General features: G+C 71.0%; 14 protein-coding genes and 2 pseudogenes. 7 read left to right on the forward strand and 9 right to left on the reverse strand.

From position 1 onward, the window contains the following. Positions 1–32 precede the first annotated feature (32 nt). The 6 genes from AB0G32_RS03845 to AB0G32_RS03870 form a co-directional block, all read right to left on the reverse strand. Entirely contained in the window at positions 33–2,423 is a 2,391-nt protein-coding gene (locus AB0G32_RS03845) for a glycosyltransferase (RefSeq protein ID WP_361157659.1), read from the reverse strand. Further along, entirely contained in the window at positions 2,420–3,580 is a 1,161-nt protein-coding gene (locus tag AB0G32_RS03850) for a glycosyltransferase family 4 protein (RefSeq protein WP_361157662.1), read from the reverse strand. The genes AB0G32_RS03845 and AB0G32_RS03850 overlap by 4 nt, the downstream gene beginning before the upstream one ends. After that, positions 3,577–5,349 carry an oligosaccharide flippase family protein gene (locus tag AB0G32_RS03855; RefSeq protein WP_361157664.1) on the reverse strand — a complete coding sequence of 591 codons (1,773 nt, stop codon included), beginning with the start codon at positions 5,347–5,349 and terminating at the stop codon, positions 3,577–3,579. The genes AB0G32_RS03850 and AB0G32_RS03855 overlap by 4 nt, the downstream gene beginning before the upstream one ends. A 111-nt stretch (positions 5,350–5,460) precedes the next feature. Continuing rightward, the gene (locus AB0G32_RS03860; RefSeq protein WP_361157667.1) at positions 5,461–6,717 is read right to left on the reverse strand and encodes a cellulase family glycosylhydrolase; all 1,257 of its coding nucleotides are present in this window, start codon (positions 6,715–6,717) and stop codon (positions 5,461–5,463) included. A gap of 717 nt (positions 6,718–7,434) precedes the next feature. Continuing rightward, positions 7,435–8,094 carry a hypothetical protein gene (locus AB0G32_RS03865; protein WP_361157669.1) on the reverse strand — a complete coding sequence of 220 codons (660 nt, stop codon included), beginning with the start codon at positions 8,092–8,094 and terminating at the stop codon, positions 7,435–7,437. Positions 8,095–8,265: 171 nt separating this feature from the next. Beyond that, complete coding sequence (locus tag AB0G32_RS03870; protein WP_361157671.1) at positions 8,266–8,718, reverse strand: helix-turn-helix transcriptional regulator; 453 nt, start codon at positions 8,716–8,718, stop codon at positions 8,266–8,268. Positions 8,719–8,985: 267 nt separating this feature from the next. On the opposite strand from AB0G32_RS03870, the gene AB0G32_RS03875 reads away from it, so the two are divergent. The 3 genes from AB0G32_RS03875 to AB0G32_RS03885 all read left to right on the forward strand — a co-directional run bounded on the left by AB0G32_RS03875 (position 8,986) and on the right by AB0G32_RS03885 (position 10,406). After that, positions 8,986–9,258, forward strand: a complete 273-nt coding sequence (locus AB0G32_RS03875; protein WP_361157673.1) for a WhiB family transcriptional regulator — start codon at positions 8,986–8,988, stop codon at positions 9,256–9,258. 144 nt (positions 9,259–9,402) lie between these two features. Continuing rightward, positions 9,403–10,188 carry a hypothetical protein gene (locus AB0G32_RS03880; protein WP_361157676.1) on the forward strand — a complete coding sequence of 262 codons (786 nt, stop codon included), beginning with the start codon at positions 9,403–9,405 and terminating at the stop codon, positions 10,186–10,188. Further along, entirely contained in the window at positions 10,185–10,406 is a 222-nt protein-coding gene (locus AB0G32_RS03885; RefSeq protein ID WP_361157679.1) for a MerR family transcriptional regulator, read from the forward strand. Before AB0G32_RS03880 ends, AB0G32_RS03885 begins: the two co-directional genes overlap by 4 nt. 212 nt (positions 10,407–10,618) lie before the next feature. Here the strand turns inward: AB0G32_RS03885 and AB0G32_RS03890 are convergent, their stop codons facing one another. After that, the gene (locus tag AB0G32_RS03890) at positions 10,619–10,852 is read right to left on the reverse strand and encodes a hypothetical protein (protein ID WP_361157682.1); all 234 of its coding nucleotides are present in this window, start codon (positions 10,850–10,852) and stop codon (positions 10,619–10,621) included. Positions 10,853–11,348: 496 nt separating this feature from the next. On the opposite strand from AB0G32_RS03890, the pseudogene AB0G32_RS03895 reads away from it, so the two are divergent. Further along, positions 11,349–11,929, forward strand: a pseudogene (locus tag AB0G32_RS03895) (phage tail protein). Between the two features lie 208 nt (positions 11,930–12,137). Beyond that, positions 12,138–12,319: pseudogene (locus tag AB0G32_RS03900) on the forward strand (hypothetical protein); the annotation flags it as partial. 450 nt (positions 12,320–12,769) lie between these two features. On the opposite strand, the gene AB0G32_RS03905 reads toward AB0G32_RS03900, so the two are convergent. Further along, on the reverse strand, positions 12,770–13,207 hold the full coding sequence (locus tag AB0G32_RS03905) for a DUF3592 domain-containing protein (protein ID WP_361158234.1): 438 nt from the start codon (positions 13,205–13,207) through the stop codon (positions 12,770–12,772). A gap of 333 nt (positions 13,208–13,540) precedes the next feature. Next, complete coding sequence (locus tag AB0G32_RS03910; RefSeq protein WP_361157684.1) at positions 13,541–13,933, reverse strand: hypothetical protein; 393 nt, start codon at positions 13,931–13,933, stop codon at positions 13,541–13,543. Between the two features lie 1,156 nt (positions 13,934–15,089). On the opposite strand from AB0G32_RS03910, the gene AB0G32_RS03915 reads away from it, so the two are divergent. Continuing rightward, entirely contained in the window at positions 15,090–15,506 is a 417-nt protein-coding gene (locus tag AB0G32_RS03915) for a hypothetical protein (RefSeq protein WP_361158237.1), read from the forward strand. Positions 15,507–15,650: 144 nt separating this feature from the next. Further along, a complete protein-coding gene (locus AB0G32_RS03920) occupies positions 15,651–16,253 on the forward strand; it encodes a phage tail protein (RefSeq protein ID WP_361157686.1) in 603 nt (200 codons plus the stop codon). The last annotated feature ends 82 nt before the right edge of the window (positions 16,254–16,335 follow it).

Genomic DNA, 16,335 nt, shown 5'->3' on the forward strand with positions numbered 1-16,335 from the left:
GTTCTCGCCGAGGAGCCCCCGCCCGCGCGCGGTCACAGTGAGCGGAACAGCTCCGTGTACCGCTCGGTCAGCCGCTGCCAGTCGTACTTCTCGACCACTCGGGTGCGGGCCGCCCGCCCCATCCGGTCGGCCAGCTCGTCGTCGGTGAGCAGGGTGCGCAGGGCCGCCGCGAGCGCCTCGGGGTCGCGCGGGGGCACGATGAGGCCGGTCTCGCCGTCGGCCACCGTGAAGGGCAGCCCGCCGACAGCCGTGCCGACGGCCGGGGTGCCGCAGGCCTGCGCCTCGGCGAGCGCGGTGCCGAAGCACTCGGCGTCGCTGACCGAGGACAGCACCCCGGCCCGGGCCTGGCGCACGGCGTCCACCAGGTCGTCGCCGCGCAGTTCGCCCGCCGCGATCACCCGGTCGGCGACGCCCAGTTCGGCGGCGAGCTTGAGCAGGTGCTCCACGTCGTCACCGCCGCCGATCAGCTTCAGCCGGGCCTCGGGCAGGTCGGTCAGCAGCGCGAAGGCGCGGATCAGCTGGTCGACGCCCTTCCAGCGTGAGGTGGAGTCCATCCGGCCGACGTACACCACGGTGGCGGGCCGCTCGGAGGGGCGCGGTCCGGGGGTCCAGCGGTGGATGTCGACGCCGGGCGGGATCTCCTGGGCGCGCGGCCTGCCGTACGCCATCGAGCCGGGCGCGACGGCGACCGGCACGGTGGTGCGCTTCAGCAGCCGGGGCAGCACGGACCGCTCGTAGACGGCGATGATCCGGTTGGCCAGGCCGTTGCCGGCGTCCTGCTTGTGCATGCTGCCCGCGTGGTACGTCAGCACCGTCGGCCGGCGCTTCGCGGCGAACACCGCGATGTCCGCGAGACCGGGCACCGGGGCGTGCGCGTTGACGACGTCGACCTGCTCCCGGCGCAGCCGGCGGCGGACCTGGAACGGCCAGAGCGGGCTGAGCGGGCTGTTGGACAGCTTCAGCCAGGTGCCGAGCCGTACCACCTTCACGCCGTTCTCGACGGCGACCCGGGTGCGCCGCCCGTCCGGGTTGGTGGTCAGGACGACGGCCCGCATACCGGGCGCGGCGGCGACGCCCTCGGCGATGCGGGCCGCGTAGTTCTCCACGCCGCCGATCTTCGGCGGGTAGTACGAGGAGACCACGGCCACCGTGCGGGTCCGGGCCGGGGGCACGACCGACCGCAGCCGCCCGGTGAACTCCTCGGCGCGGGCCCGGTAGTCCGGCAGCACGGCGCGCAGGTGGGCCCGGTAACCGTCCGACTCCTCGATGAGCCGGTCCACCAGCGGGATCAGGTTGCCGGGACGCACCTCGTCCATCCGCAGCACCCAGTCGCCGAGGCCCAGGTCCTGCATGATGCCGCGGGTCTTGTGGTCGTACTCGATGGCGGCGCACGGCACCTCGGACAGCAGACCGAAGATCACCGAGTGGAACCGGGTGCCGAGGATCAGGTCGGCCTGCCCGTACAGGGCGAAGACGTCATGGTGGTCGAGGGAGGCGTCGTCGACCAGGTGCAGGCGGTCGCTGAACAGCTGGGCGGCGATCCGGCGGTTGACGATCCGGTCGTCGTCCGCCTGGAAGGCGCAGGTCACCTGGGGGACGAGCACCACGTGGCAGTCGGGCGCGGTGAGCAGGTGGCCGATGGTGGCGGCCATCGCCGCCTCGTACGCCGCCTGCTCGGCGCCGGGCAGATGCTGCCGTGCGGTGACCAGGACCAGCCGCGCGCCGGGGGCGACGCCGAGTTCGGTCCGCCACGGGCGGGTGGACCGGCCGCGGAAGGCGAAGGCGCTGTCGATGCCGCGCTCCAGGTACGGGCCGGACACCCCGATCTCCGCCAGCCGCCGCACACTGATGTCCTCGCGCACCGAGACCAGCCGCGCCTGCCGCAGCACCCGGCGCATCAGCGTCCGCTGCGTCCGGGTGGGGAAGGGTCCGTAGGACTGGGGGCCCAGGACGACCGGAGTGCCGAACCGGGCTGCCAGCCACAGCGGCAGCAGCAGGAACGCCACGCTCAGGTCGGAGGGGAAGTCCTTGGTGCCGCGCAGATAGCCGCCGCCCAGCGACAGCACCAGGTCGGCCTCGGCGAGGGCCCGTACCTCACGGCGTATCTCCGCGGGCATCAGCCGGGCGAGCGCCCTGACGAGCCGGCCGCCGCCGGGCAGCGCGGCGAGGGCGCCGAGCAGGACGGCGAGCAGTTTGCCGCTGATCCGGGCGATGCGGGCGGCGTCCTCCCGGCCGATGTGACGGCGGATGGACCCGATGTTCTCGGCGCCGTCGAATTCCGCGTACTCCGCGGGTTCCTCGAACCCGGCGATCCGCACCCGGGCGCCCGGGTAGGCGGCCCGCACCTGATCGATGGCGACGCTGAGCAGTGCCGCGTCGCCGCGGTTGCCGCGTTCGAAGGCGTTGACGATGACGACGTTCACCGGCGGGCGGCCTCTCTGTAGTGGTTCTCCAACGCGTCGAGGAACCGCTCGACGTCATAACGGTCGGCGCGGGCGGCCGAGCCCTCGCCGAGCCGGCGCAGCCGCTCCAGGTCGCCCACGAGCGGGCGCAGGGCGCCGGCCAGCGCGGTGGCGTCACCGGCGGGGACGAGCACGCCGTTGTCCTCACCGACGAGTTCGGGCAGTCCGCCCACTCGGGAGGCCACCAGCGGGCGGCCGATCTGGAGGGCCTCCAGAGCGACCGTGGGGAAGTTCTCGGGCCAGACGGACGGGATGACCACGACCGACGCGTCGGCGAGCGCCCCGGCGACGGCGTCCGGAGCCAGCCAGCCGCGGAAGCGCACCTGTCCGGCGGCCGTGAGATCCCCGGCGGCGGCCTCCAGCGCGGCCCGGTCGGCGCCGTCGCCGACGATGTCGAGGGTGGCGCCGGGATGGTCCGGCCCCAGGGCCCGGAAGGCGTCCAGCAGGACGTGCACCCCCTTGACCCGTTCCAGCCGCCCGACGTACAGCAGCCGGCCGGGCTCCTTGACCGGCAGCGGCAGGGCCGTGCGGGGCACGCCGTTGGGCAGGACGTGCACGGGCACCCGGCCGATGTCCCGCCGGACCAGTTCGGCGAAGTAGCCGCTGGGGGCGAGGACGCGGTCGAGCCGGCGCAGCCGGGGCAGGTAGGCGGGGCGCTGGAGGTATCGCAGGTAGAGGTAGCGGGCCTGGTCGGGCAGGGACAGCCGCTCGCCGCGGGTGGCCGAGCGCAGGTTCCAGCGCAGCAGCTCCAGCGTCCAGTCCTCGGGGCCGTGCAGGGTGAGGATCTGCGGGGCGCGGTCCGTGGCGGCGAGGGCCGCCGGGCTGAACTCGCCGATGGTGTGCAGGTGGACGAGGTCGGGCTGGAACTCGTCCATGATCCGGGCCAGCCGGCGGTGGGCGTCGCGGTGCCAGAGGTATCCGAGCAGCCGCTGGGCGGCGCCGCCGGTGATCGCGGGGACGAGGTCGTCGGCGAACAGTTCCCGGCCCTCGGCGTCGAGGGTGGTGGCGACGGTGCGCATCCGGTGGCCGCGGGCGGTCATGCCCTGCTGGATGAGACGTACGCTGCGCTCGGCACCGCCCGCCTCGTGGCCGATGTTGATGACGTGCAGGAGTTTCACGAGCGCGTCCAGGGGTCGGGGTCGTGGGGCCACTCGCCGGGGGCGGGGGCGGGGGCAGGCGGTGGAAGGGGGTTCGGCTCGTACGGGGCGGGCGGCACGGAGCCGCCGGGCACCGGCTCGTAGGGGGCGGGCGGCCACGGACCACCGGACTCGTACGAGGCAGGCGACGCGGGGCCCCCGGGCTCGTACGGGTCGGGCGACCACGGGCCAGCGGGCTCATACGGGTCGGGCGACCACGGGCCACCCGGTACTGTCCCGGCTGCCGACACGGAGGCGCCGAGTACCGGCCATTCGGACGGCCACGGGCCACCGGGCGGCACAGGCCCCGCGGCCGGCACAGTTCCCGCCGCCGGCCCGGAACCGCCGGGCACCGGTGCTTCGGACGGCCACGGGCCACCGGGCTCGGGCGCGCCGGCCGGCCCCGACCCGTAGGGGTCCGATGCGGCGGGCGCGCCCGGCCCGCCCGGCCCGGACCCGACAGCCGCGGCCGCCTCGCCGGGTGGCGTCCGGCCGGGTGACGGCGACTGGCCCCGGCGTCCGCGCAGCAGCGCGGTCACGGCGACCAGGCCCGAGGCGAGGTTGCCCGCCCCCCAGGCCCAGCCGATCCAGACCAGCCCGCGGTCCGCCCACCACAACGCCAGCCCCAGCGTCACCAGGGCGAACACGGCGTTGTTGACGATGAGCTGGCGCAGTTGCCGGGTGACCTTCAGGGCGAAGTTCGCCCAGGAGGAGAGCGCGACCGCCAGCGAGCCGAGGGCGAAGGCGACCAGCAGGGGCCCGGCGGCGTCGGCGTATCCCGGTCCGAACACCCACAGGACGAGCCCGCTGCCCACCGCGATCACGGCGGCGGCCGGGGTCTGGGCGGCGGCGATGATCACGGCGGTGCGGCGCAGCAGTACGGGCAGTTGTCCGGGGTCGTGCGAACCCTCCGCGAACAACGCCTCGCCGACGGAGAAGGCGATGGCGTTCAGCAGGGCCGCGATCTGGAAGGCCACGTAGAAGTAGCCGGTCGCGGCCGCGCCGAGCTGGTGCAGCACGATCAGCGGCAGGACGAGCTGCGGTACCAGGTTCAGCAGCCCGGAGGCGTAGCTGGCCAGGGAGTAGCCGAACTGCTCGCGCAGCCGGGTGCCGCCCCACCGCGGTTCGAAGCGGAAGCCGAGCCGGCGGCGCATGAGGAACACCGCGCACACCACGGCGGCGGCGAATCCGGCGCCGGTGGACCCGACGACCCCGTACATGCCGAAGCCGGTGAGGCAGACGGGCAGGGCGAGCTTGACCAGGCCTTGCGCCAGCCCGTCCGAGAGGACGTTGAGCTGGGGGGCGCGCGCCCCGGTGAAGACCGACTTGGCCAGTTGGTTGAGCGCGGCGAAGGCACACAGCAGGACGAACGCCGTGATCGCGAGCGGGTTCTCCCGCACGAACAGCAGCTTCTCGCCGTACCAGGGCAGGCCCGCCAGATAGCCGAGCGCCAGCAGTCCGCCGGCCCCGGCGACCGCGCACAGTGCCAGCGTGAGCTGGGCGTTGCGGTCGGGCGAGGCCGCGGGGAAGCGGACGAGGGTGCTGTTGAGGCCGAACTGGCTCAGGTACGAGATCAGACTCATCGCGGAGATGAGCGAGGTGGCGATGCCGACCTGGACCGGGGTGTAGAAGCGCGCGACGACCACCCAGAACAGGAAGCCGAGCAGGGCGGTGGTGGCGGTGGTGGTCAGCACGAAGAGCGAGTTGCGGTAGACGGAGGGGGCCGCGCGGGGACGGCTATGTTTCGGCACGGCTGCCCCGTCGACGCCGGTGTGCGCGAATCACTTTCCCCCCACTTGGTGCTGACGGTGTCACGGCGACTGGCCGGGGCGGACTTTCCCCCCCGCCCGGCTCAGCGGCCGTCAGTTCTGGGCGCGGTAGTCCGCGATGGCGTCACGATAGGCCGCGAACGACGGCTTGTGCTCGCCGGTGTACTCGATGAGTCCGTAGTAGTGGCTGCCGACGGCGTTCGCCTCCGGCGGCTTGGTGTCGCGGTGGCTGTACCAGAACACCTTGGTGACCGCGCCGAGGGCGTCCGCCGCCGGCACGGTGTCGGTGGCGATCTTCGCCTGGAAGCCGGCGGTGGCGTGGGTGGCGTCCTCGCCGGGCTGCTCGCTGTCGGCGGCGGCGCCCCGGCCGTGGGTGGGCGAGCCCGTCTCGGTGAGCCAGATCTCCAGGCCGGTCTGCTCGTACGACTTCAGGACCGCGGTCAGGCTCTTGCGGGCGCCGTCCACCCGCTCGTAGGGGCTGTCACCGGTCTTGGTGCTGGGCAGCAGGGTGCGCGAGAACGGGTGGAAGCTGACGGCGTCGATGTGCTCGGCGGCCCCCAACTTCAGTGCCGCGTCGAGGAAGTCGGCCGCGGACTGCCGTTTGCCCGCGCCCTCGGTGTCGGCGTTGGCGAGCCCGGCCATCACGACGAACGCCTCGGAGTCGGCCGCACGGACGGCCTGGGAGACCTGCGCGAGCATGTCGGTGTAGCGCTCGGGGTCGGGGCCGCCGGGCCAGAAGCCGCTGATGTTGGGCTCGTTCCAGATCTGCCAGGCGTGCACGCCCATCGCGGCGTACCGGGTGACCGCCTCCGTGGCGAACTGCGCGAAGCGGGCGTTGTCCGCGGGCGGGCAGGACTGGTTCTTGTACATGCACGCGGCGTCCCGCGACCACTGGGGCGTGTAGCCGAGGGTGGCGAGCACCGTCAGGTCCCGCTCCCGGGCAGCCGAGGCGACGCGGTCGAAGCGCTCCCACAGGTACTGCGTCGGGCTGTCGGGCTGGATGTTCGTCCAGGCCAGGTCGGCGCGGATCCAGGTGATGCCGAGATCGGCGGCGTCGTCGAGCGCCTGGGCGAGGTCCGCGTCGCTCATCCACGGCAGGGTGTCACTGTAGGCGAGCCCGAAATCCAGCGGCTTCGTCCGCCCGCCCCCGGCCCGGCCGGCCGTCGAGGGCAGTTCGTAGGGCGACGCGGCGGTACCGGCGGTCTCGCCGGACTTCGCGTCCGTGCCCGTGCCGCATCCGGCCAGCGCGACGACGGCGGGGGCGGCGGCCAGCGCCCGCAACACTCGTCGCCGGGAGGCGAGTTGTCCGAATCTCTCGGGTTCCTCACCTTGTTCGAATCTTGTGGACATGCGGTGCACCTTAACCGAAGCCGCAAGGCCGCGGGCAGAGATCCATTAGGGTCGGGCGGCTCGAACGCCCGCCGCCACCAGGGAATCTCGTGCGCCGCCCGTCGCCGCGTACTGTCCGCGCCGCTGTGAAGACGATCCCCAACCGGACGGACTCGAGGCACGGAGGCCGGGTGACTTGAGGCACGGAGGCCGGCTGACTCGAGGCACGGCGGCCGGGTGAGCCGACGGCGCCGACCACGGCCTGGCATCGGCACTCCGACAGTACGCGGAGGTCAACGGGGTTCGGACGTACTTCGGCCCTACTTCGGTCCTACTTCGGTCTTACTTCGGTCCTACTCCTCGCCGGGCCGTTCCGGGCGGCGCTGACTCCGGTCGCCGTCCCGGCGCCGGTTGTGGCCCGGCGCCGGTTGCCGCACGAGCGCGCCGACACCACCGCCGCGCCCAGCAATCCGCCGGGCCCGCCCCCTTCCGCCCTCCTCCATTCCTGAGACCTCATGGCCACGCGACGCGTGAGGAGTCCGAGCGGGCCGCCGCGCGGCCACAGCCCTCCCGCTCCGTGACGCGGGCCTGATCGCGCGCATGCTGGCGTCGCACCCCGCCACGCACACCCGGTGCCCGGGAGTGGGACCAACTTGCGGATGGTGGCGGGGGCGACCCATCGGCCTCCTGGGCGGCGAGGAGCTCGCTCCAGTCGGCCGGCGTCATCCTTCGCCGGCCTCATTCCCCGCCGTGGCGGTCCGGGCGGGGCTGACGGAAGAGGCGGGGGATGGTGGGGGCGCGGGAGCGGGGGTTCTTGGGTGCGAAGACCGGCGGTTCGTCGGGGTGGGTGCCAGTGGTGTGCGTGCCGGTCTCGGCCGGTGCGGCGGTGTCGGGTCCGGTCGCGGCGTCCGTTCCGGCGGCCTCGGGGGCCTCGGCTTCTGGCCGACGCTCGTCGGGACCGGCCGGGACCGGGAGCGTTCCCGGCTCCGCGGGAGTACCGGGGCGCGTGCCCTCGTCGTCACGACCGGACGACGTCCCCTGCTTCTCCGTACGGCCACCACCGGGATCGCCGCCGGCCCGTTCACGCCGCATACCCTGGCCCGCCCGGTCGGGCCGCTCCCGGCGGCGGAACGGGATGACGGCCGCCTGCCCAGGAGTACGGCCGCTGCCGGGCACGGCGGCAGCGGTGACCAGATCGATGAGGGAACGGTACTGCGCGGCGGCGTCCCGCCAGCCCTGCCCGTACGCGTCGAATTCGGCCCGTTCGCGTGCGTCGCGGGGCACGACCTCGAGCTCACCGGGTTCGTACTGCTCCAGCAGCGCGCCGACCTCGGCGAGCAGTTGCCCGAGAGCACTTGAGCCCTTCGCCTGCCGGGAGCCTTGCTCGCCCTCGACCATGCGCGGCTCTTTCTGACGTCCCCTTCGTTACCGCCGTACTGCCGTCACCGGCAGGGGCGTCCCGTCCCCCGCCCGAAGGCCGCCTCCGGGGACGGACTCGAACAGCTTAACTGTCTTGCCTTTTCGCAGCCCAGGACGTGTCTGCTCACCCATTCGAAGGGCGCGCGGAGATCAGCCGCGCCGGCTGCGCCGGGCGGGAAGGTCGCGGGCGGCCGGGGCCGGCAGGAACTGCCCGGCGACGCGCAGGAACATCTCCCGCTGCTCGGCCGGGATGCCGAGGGCCGTGGCGGCCTCCTCCAGGGTGAGCTGTTGCCGCTCACCGCCGGACCGGTCGACGCCGGCCTCGGACGACGACGGCAGCGGCAGGTCCTCCTCGCTGAGCCGCCCGGAGCGGATCAGCATCTCCCGTACCGGGATGTCGAGGACGTGAGCCAGCCGCCGCATGGTCTCCAGGTCAGGCATGCTCTGGCGCTGGAGCAGCCGGGTGATGGCGGCGCGGTGCACCCCCGCCTCGTCGGCCAGGCGCGACTTGCCGCCGCCGCGCGGACTGTCGATGTCGTAGCCCCGTCGGCGGATCACCTCTTCGATCCAGACCGTGAACGCTTCCAGTTCGCTGACTGTCACGGATGCTCGCCTCCCTCCAAAGCGGGCACCAGGCTATCGCGCTTGCGCGCACGGAATTCCAAATTTTACGCGCGCAATGTGGAGATTCCGTCGAGAGAGTGCTGCATCCGGCCACCTCCACCCCACCACATCGCACCCTCCGTGTTCAACCGGAACCCCACTGTCAAATTTTCGTTGCGAGCTCGCACGCAATCTGTCAGTGTGCCGTGCGGCGGCTGTCTCTCCCTCCTCCTTCGCCGCTCGCTACTCGTGTTCCCCGGAGACCTCATGGACCTCGCTCCTCGCACCACCCTCGACCACACCTGGACCGAGGCGGCCGCCTGCGCCGGGCTGCCGCCCGAAGCGGTCTTCGCCCGCCGCCCCGCCCAGGCCGCCCCGGCCCTCGCCGCCTGCGCCCGGTGCCCGGTCGTACGGCTCTGCGAGGAGACGGTGGCCCCGGCCGACAACTGGTTCGACGGCGTCTGCGCGGGCCTGCTGTGGCACAACGGCCGCCCGGTCGCCCTGGACCGGGGCAGACGGCGCCGTACGGCGGCGGCCTGAACCCCGGTCCCGCAACACCCGCCCGCCCACCACCCGATCACCCCGATCAGACCCCGATCACGGCCGATCACCCCGAAACCTCCCGCACCTCCGCACCTCCGCGCCCCCGCGCCTCCGCACCTCCCGCACGAGAAGGGCCACGCCATGACTGAGCACACGTCCGCGCGAACAGCCGCCACCCCGGGCACGACCCCCGTACCGCGTGACGCGCAGGCCCCCGGCGACGAGGTCGGGGTCGGGGACGGGGACGGCACCGCGCGGGACGCGGCCCTGTGGGCGACGACCCTGCTGCGCCAGCTCCCCGACCTGCTCGACGAGTTGGCCCCGTCGGCGGGCAGCCGCGGCACCGCCGCCCGGCGCGCACCCGGCCCCGCCGAGCGCGCCGCCCTCGCCGCCCTGCTCCGCGAGGAACGCGCGGAGGCCCTGCGCAACGAGCAGCAGCACGGCCTCGCCGTCCCCGGCCACTCGGCCGCGCCGGTACGCCTGCACGTGTCGGACGCGCTGCGCGACATCACGGACGGCGTGGTGGAGTTGGAGGAGGCGCTGTACGACCGGCTCGGCCTGGGCCGCCCCCGCCGCGCCGCGCTCCCGGAACGGCTCGCCCGGGTCGGGGGACTGCTGGGCAGAACGGCCGCCGACCCGCTGCTCGCCCGCCATGCCCGCGACGAGCTGCGCCGGATGGCCCGCCGCTGCGCCCGCGCCCTGGGCGAGACCGAGACGATGGTCCGGCTGCCCGGCCGCTGCCCGTGGTGCGACTCCGTCTCCCTGCGCGCCTTCCCGGACCGGAACGCGGTGCTGTGCGTCAACCCCGGCTGCCGGTGCGGGAGTCCGGACTGCGACTGCGCCACCGACCCGGCCTTCCGCCACCTGTGGGAGCGGGACGCGTGGGAGGCCCTGACGGGCGAGCGGGCGGCAGGTGAGCCCCGGTGACACTCCGCCCGTACGCCGCCGCCGGCGCCACGCTGGTGACCGGCGCACTCGCCGCCCAGGAGACCGGAGTCGTCCCGGCGACGATCCGCAAGTGGGTCCAGCTCGGCCACCTGAACCCGGCCGGCCGCCAGGGCCGTACCCACCTCTACCGCCTGGAGGACGTCTTCGCCGCCGAACGCGCCACCAGGCGCCCCCCGGCCGGCGCCCGCGCCGACTGACCCGGCGCCCACCCCGCACCGACCAGCCCCCGGTCCCGTGAACTCACGGAACCGGGGGCTTTTCCCTGGTACGGGGATGATGGCGGGCGCCCGCCGGGGACCGGTACGGCACGGAGCCGGAGGGGCCCGTGGGGAACCGGCGCGCGGCGGTCACTCCGCGTGAGGACGCTACGTGTCCCTGACGGCCGGAGCCCGGCCGACGGAGACCTGGATCAGCGGGGTCCGGGGGTTCTGGGGACGGACCGGGCCGCCACGGCCTCCTGCCACCCCATCGAGAACCCGCGCACTTCGGCGTCGTCGGCGATCCGCGCCCCGACCTCGCCCACGACCGCGGCCAGGGTGCGCCCGACCTCTCCGGTGTACCGGCCGGCCTGCGCGGATGCCACCGCCACCGCGACCGCGGCGGCCGTCACATCGGCCAGGCGCTCCTGCGGCCCGCCGGTCACCACGACCGCTCACCGCCGGCAACCGGCCCCCGCCCGCTCATCGTCGTCAATGACCTCACCGTCCTGTTCGAATTTACGTTCGAATTGATCCCCAGAGTAACGCAGAGTCGGCCCGAACGCCCGGCATATGACGCGCTGTTGCGATCTTCCATCGCCGCACTGACAGTGGCGCCCAAAGCTGACTGCGCGCACACGATCGATGGATCGCGTGCAGCGGCGAAGCTGCTCCCCCCCTCCCCCTCCCCCCTCCCCCCATCCCTCCGGGGCCAACTCCGCCGCCATCGTGTCCGGCGCACGCACGGGCCGTACGCACAGACACCCGTCCTCGACCCGTACACCGGCTTCAACGGAGCCCAGAAGGCAGTGACGGTCTCCCGCATGGGCGGCGCCTGGATCGACGATCTACGCGGACGCCAACCGGTACGTGTGCATCCTGCGGTTCACGGTCCGTACGGACTGAGCGGCACGACCGCTCCCCTCCACACCGGCGTCGCCCATCCGACACCGCACCAGAGCAAGGCCCCGCCACTCCGAGATCCGTATCACCGGCACGGGCCGCCTCCTCATCAGCAAGGTCGGCGCGGCCACGCCCACCCAGTTCTCCGCCAGTCCGTCTGCCGCCTGGGACAACACGGTCTGGCGGGAACTCGGTACGCCTCACCGACGGCGTGACCTTCAGCAAGAAGGACAAGCTCGACCCGGTGGAGACCTGGCAGGCGGTCAGCCGGGCCCGCTTTCGTGTGCTCGGACCGCGACCGGACGCTGAAGTTCGCCACGCTCCGGTTCAACGAGGACACGCTGTCGTTCTTCACGGACGACGACACCGCCGACTCTTCTCCTGCAACGTGCCGGACGGCCCGCAGTACGACGAGCACGCCCTGGCGGAGTGCAACGACGGCTCCGACATCATCTACCGGTTCGTCATTCCGCACGGCCAGGTCACCGCCTCGGACGACATCAAGCTGGCCCGCGGGGCCGCCGCGCCCCTGGGCATCACCTTCACCGCCCCTCCCTCCGGCGACCCAGCCGCTGGCGGCCTTCGTGATGAAGGACCCGTCGTACGCGACGACGGCGTAACCCGCCGCCCCGGCTTGCCGGGCGAACACATCGAGGCGCCGACGCCGTGTGTGCACCGGCACCCCGTAGCACCTGACGCACGACCGCACCAGCACCACCGCCGCGCTCAGCGCTCCGTCGGACTCGGCCCCTTCCGCCCCCTTCCATTCCTCCTGGAACGAAGACCTCATGGGCCACCTTCGACGTGAACGCGGCCCGCGCCCATCACATGGAGACACTGGCCCGAACCTGGTCGTTCGAGTTTGACGGCGAGACCTTCCAACTCTCCACCGAACTGACCGGGACCACCGCCCGGACCCTGCGCGGCCTGGACGACAACGACGTCGACGGATGCAGGACGTCGCCGCCATTTTGGAGGCGTACGGCAGGGAGACCGGGCTCGGCCCTGGGGGGAGGCTGAGCCTCGACGCGTCCACCGAAAAGCACGCCAGGGCCGCTGAGACCCTCGTAGCCGACCTGCTCCGGCACTACGAACTTGACCTGCTCGACTGGCACCGCGGCCGGCTCACTCACCGCCGACTCGCCATCCCGATCAAACACCTGCCCAGGGACAGCGCCACAATCCGCGAAACGGACGGCGAAGCCATCCACTGGGCCGGCACCAACTACCCCCTGGCAGCAACCGTCGACCACCACGCGGCGGCCAACTGGACATCCTCAGTCGCCAAGGGCGACGGCGACTCCGACCAACCGGACCCCCGGCACCGGGCCCCGTCCGGGCCTGGAGGAGGAGCCTACGGAAGTCTTCGGCGGAGCTGCCATCGCTCAACGTCTCCTGGGCCAGTTTCAGTGCTACCAGCAGAACCAAACCACTCGGACATTCATTCGATTCATCACGTTCTAGGACTGCAGCGTCCTGAACGAAAGCCACAATACGAGGATGATGAATATTCCTATAGGCGAGATGAAAAGGATACCCTTCCATGGATCGAACGCGGAGCGATCCCCCGCAAGCTCCGCATCACTGCGATCTTTAGGATCGTAGGAGATAGTCACCTTGGCGCCCTCCTTGAACCGAGCCCGCTTCTCCTTCTTGAAGACCTCAATTCGACTGTCCGGGATCGCCTGAAAAGACACGTGATACACGTCGTCCGCCACGTATCTCGACGAAACACACTGTCCCGACACCTCAACTCGTCGGCGCCTCTTCATGACCTCTCGCACCGAGCCCCACACACCGATTCCTATCCACAGGACGCCGATCGCGTACGACCATCGATATCCTACCGAACCATCTGAGGCAAGATAGACATGATGCATAAATTCTCTCCGTACCATGCAAAACACCTACGTCTGATAGACCATAAGAACAAGAAGGGCATGCACCAAAGAAGACCTTACCTTTGAAAGGGCATACAGAGATCAACTAACCGATCGCGAGAGCGCCCGAAAATCTGTCGCCCCACAGGGGAGAGGATCAGACGATCTACAAAAACGCCTCACAGCGCTCGAGGCGGACGCCCAAAGGACGGATAACTCACCCGATACAGCAAAAACCGGAGAGCTGGAGTTCGACAAGGAGGGGTGGGGACTCAGCTGGACTGACCATGTCGCACTACCCGCTACTTACAGATCGACCGGATCGGACCAAGCGGCGACGACTGACTAGGTCTAGGCGTAGATGGCTGCAATTCCTACCGTCACTATGATTGCCAATCCGAGACCAACCATCACCATGTACCCGTCCATAGTCTTCCATTTAGGAGCGTGCAAAACCTTTTCAGTCATCGCTCTGTCGACCTTGAGTGGATCGTAGACGACGGGTACGGGCGAGTCCGGGCTGGAAACACCCAACTCTTCTGCAGCTACCGTGACGTAATGCTCGACCCCATCCCCATCTCGATAGATGACGTCTACCGAAGGAATGTTTCCATTCCAGCTCGTGCCGCCGCGTTGCCCTTCTGCTCGCACACCGCGCTTGTTGAGAAGAACGGCGTCACGTAGTCCGAGACCTCCTAGCACCAGAAGTGCGAGCGTAGGCGCGTAAGCAAAGATAAGACCCAAAACTCCACCTTTCACAACAAGTATCCAATGGACAACTCGACGCAGGGAGGGATACGGAAACCGAACGATCGACAGCGCGAGATTCAGAGGACCCCTTTGAACGGATGGGTCCCGCTTGGATTTGAGTTACTTTCCGATCCGGTGGCTTGCATACACCGATCGGGTACCTCATAGAGCTGCGTAAAGACAAAAAGCGACATTGCGGCCAAAAAGATCACAAAGAACAGCATCCCGACCTGCCGATCATTCTTCTATTCACACTCCCCAAAGGATCACTATGGCAAGCCTGGAAGTCATGGTCAAGGATCTTGAGGACGCTACAAAAAATACAGCGTTCTCGGGCTCGAAAACTCCGAATCTTTCGTTCCGTCTTCAAGTCAGGGTGATGCACTTAGGCGGCGCACACTCACAAAGAACGCATCTTCAGGCAACAGTGGGTTGAGAGTCGGCCCCTCAAACACCCGGCAAGTCAAGCCGCCAAAGAGCTGATATCGCACCAGACCGCAGCCGGCAAGACCGAGAAGTCCCTCACCGCGGCCGGCCAGACCGGCGGTACCGCCATCTGCAAGTTCCAGTCCGGGGCCACCAAGGCCGACAGGGCATGCAGGGGCTCAACAAGTCGATGAAGGGCAACTCATCGGCGTGCTGCTCGCCCTCCCGGCACCGCTGATCACCGAGGTGTTGGACATGGCGATGCAGTCGAAGGCCATCCGCGCAGAAGGTCCTCAAGACCGCCTTCAGCCCGCTCAGGAACGTCATCACCTTGGCGATGAAGGCCGTCGGGCCGATCAGGCAGGCCACCGACGCGCTGATGGAGAAGGTCTGGAACGGGGGCAAGACCGCCGTCCCCGAGGTCGTCAAGGCCGTCGCCACCGCCATCAAGTCCTACTTCACCCTCAGGCAGCTGCGTCCCGCACCCGCCTCCTTCCCGTGCTCACTCACCACCTACGTTGCGTGCGCGCACGATCCGTGTCACAGTTGGTGCAGCGGCGGAGCTGTGCCCGCAGGGTCGGACAGCGATGCCGCCGCTCCCGCCGGGTGGGCGCCGCGCGCCTCCCCCGCTCCTCCGCGCGGCGCCCACCCGGCGCCTCCCGGCCCGCAGCCCGTAACCCGCCCCGGCGCCCTGTGCGCCCCGCCGCCCCGAGGTGAACCCGGCATGACCACACCCGTCCCGCCCCCGAGCGCCTTCATCGAAGTCGAAAGGCTGGTCGTCGAGATCCTGGAGGACGACCCGGGCCTGGCCACCGCGCTCGTCGCGGTCGAGCCGCCCGCCGACTTCGACGGCACCGCCGCCGCCGTGCTGGTCAACCGGCGCGGCGGCGCCTGGGTCGGCGAACTGCACGTCGACGAGCCGCTGATCGAGCTGGAGGTGTACGGGCCGGACAAGGCCACCGCGCACACCCTGGCCAACACCGGCCGGCGCGCGCTGCTCGCTGCGGCGGGCCGCACCTTCGGCACGAACGTCATCACCGACGTCGTCGAACAGGACGGTCCGCGCTGGATGCCCGACTACCTGTACGCCGCGGCCAACCGCTACGTGTGCGTGATCAAGGTCGCGGTCGACATCTACTGACCGCCCCCGCGCCCCCGCACCGAGGGGCGCCCACAAGCCCGAAGGCCCCGTCACCCGGCGGGGCCTTCGTCGTGCCCGGGACGCCGTCACAGGCGACCGGACACACCCCCGTAGTCCCCCTACCTCTCAACAAGGAGACCGAGCATGGCAGGCACCAACACCTCCGAGATCCGTATCGCCGGCGCCGGGCGCCTCTTCATCGCCCCCGCCGGGACGGCCGTCCCGGAGACGTTCACCGACACCGACTCCGCCGACGACTGGGGCACCACCTGGAAGGACCTCGGCTACACCTCCGGCGACGGCGTCACCTTCAGCAAGAAGGACAAGCTGGAGCCGGTGGACGTCTGGCAGGTCGTCAGCCCGGTGCACTTCGTGTACTCCGACCGGGACCTGACGCTGAAGTTCTCGCTGATGCAGTTCAACGAGGAGACGCTGCCGTTCTTCATGGGCGGCGGCGCCGTCGCCGACGCGGGCGCCACCTCCTCGGGCGTCTACAAGTACGACGTCGCGGACCGCCCGTACGCCGACCCGCACGCCCTCGGCCTGGAGTTCACCGACCGGGCGGGCAGCACCGCGGTGACGTACCGGTTCGGCATCCCGCGCGGCCAGGTCACCGCGGCCGACGACATCAAGCTGGCCCGCAAGGCCCCGGCCCAGCTCGGCATCACCTTCACCGCCATGGCCACGCCGGACGGCTCGCCGCTGGCCAGCTTCGTGATGAAGGACAGCGCGTACGCCGCGGCCTGATCCACCGACGGGCGGGGCGGCCGAACCCCGCCCCGCCCGTCTCCCTCCCCCTTCCCCCTTCTCCACCTCACACACGAAGGAG

It is taken from the genome of Streptomyces sp. NPDC023723 (assembly GCF_040639815.1).
Lineage (GTDB): Bacteria > Actinomycetota > Actinomycetes > Streptomycetales > Streptomycetaceae > Streptomyces.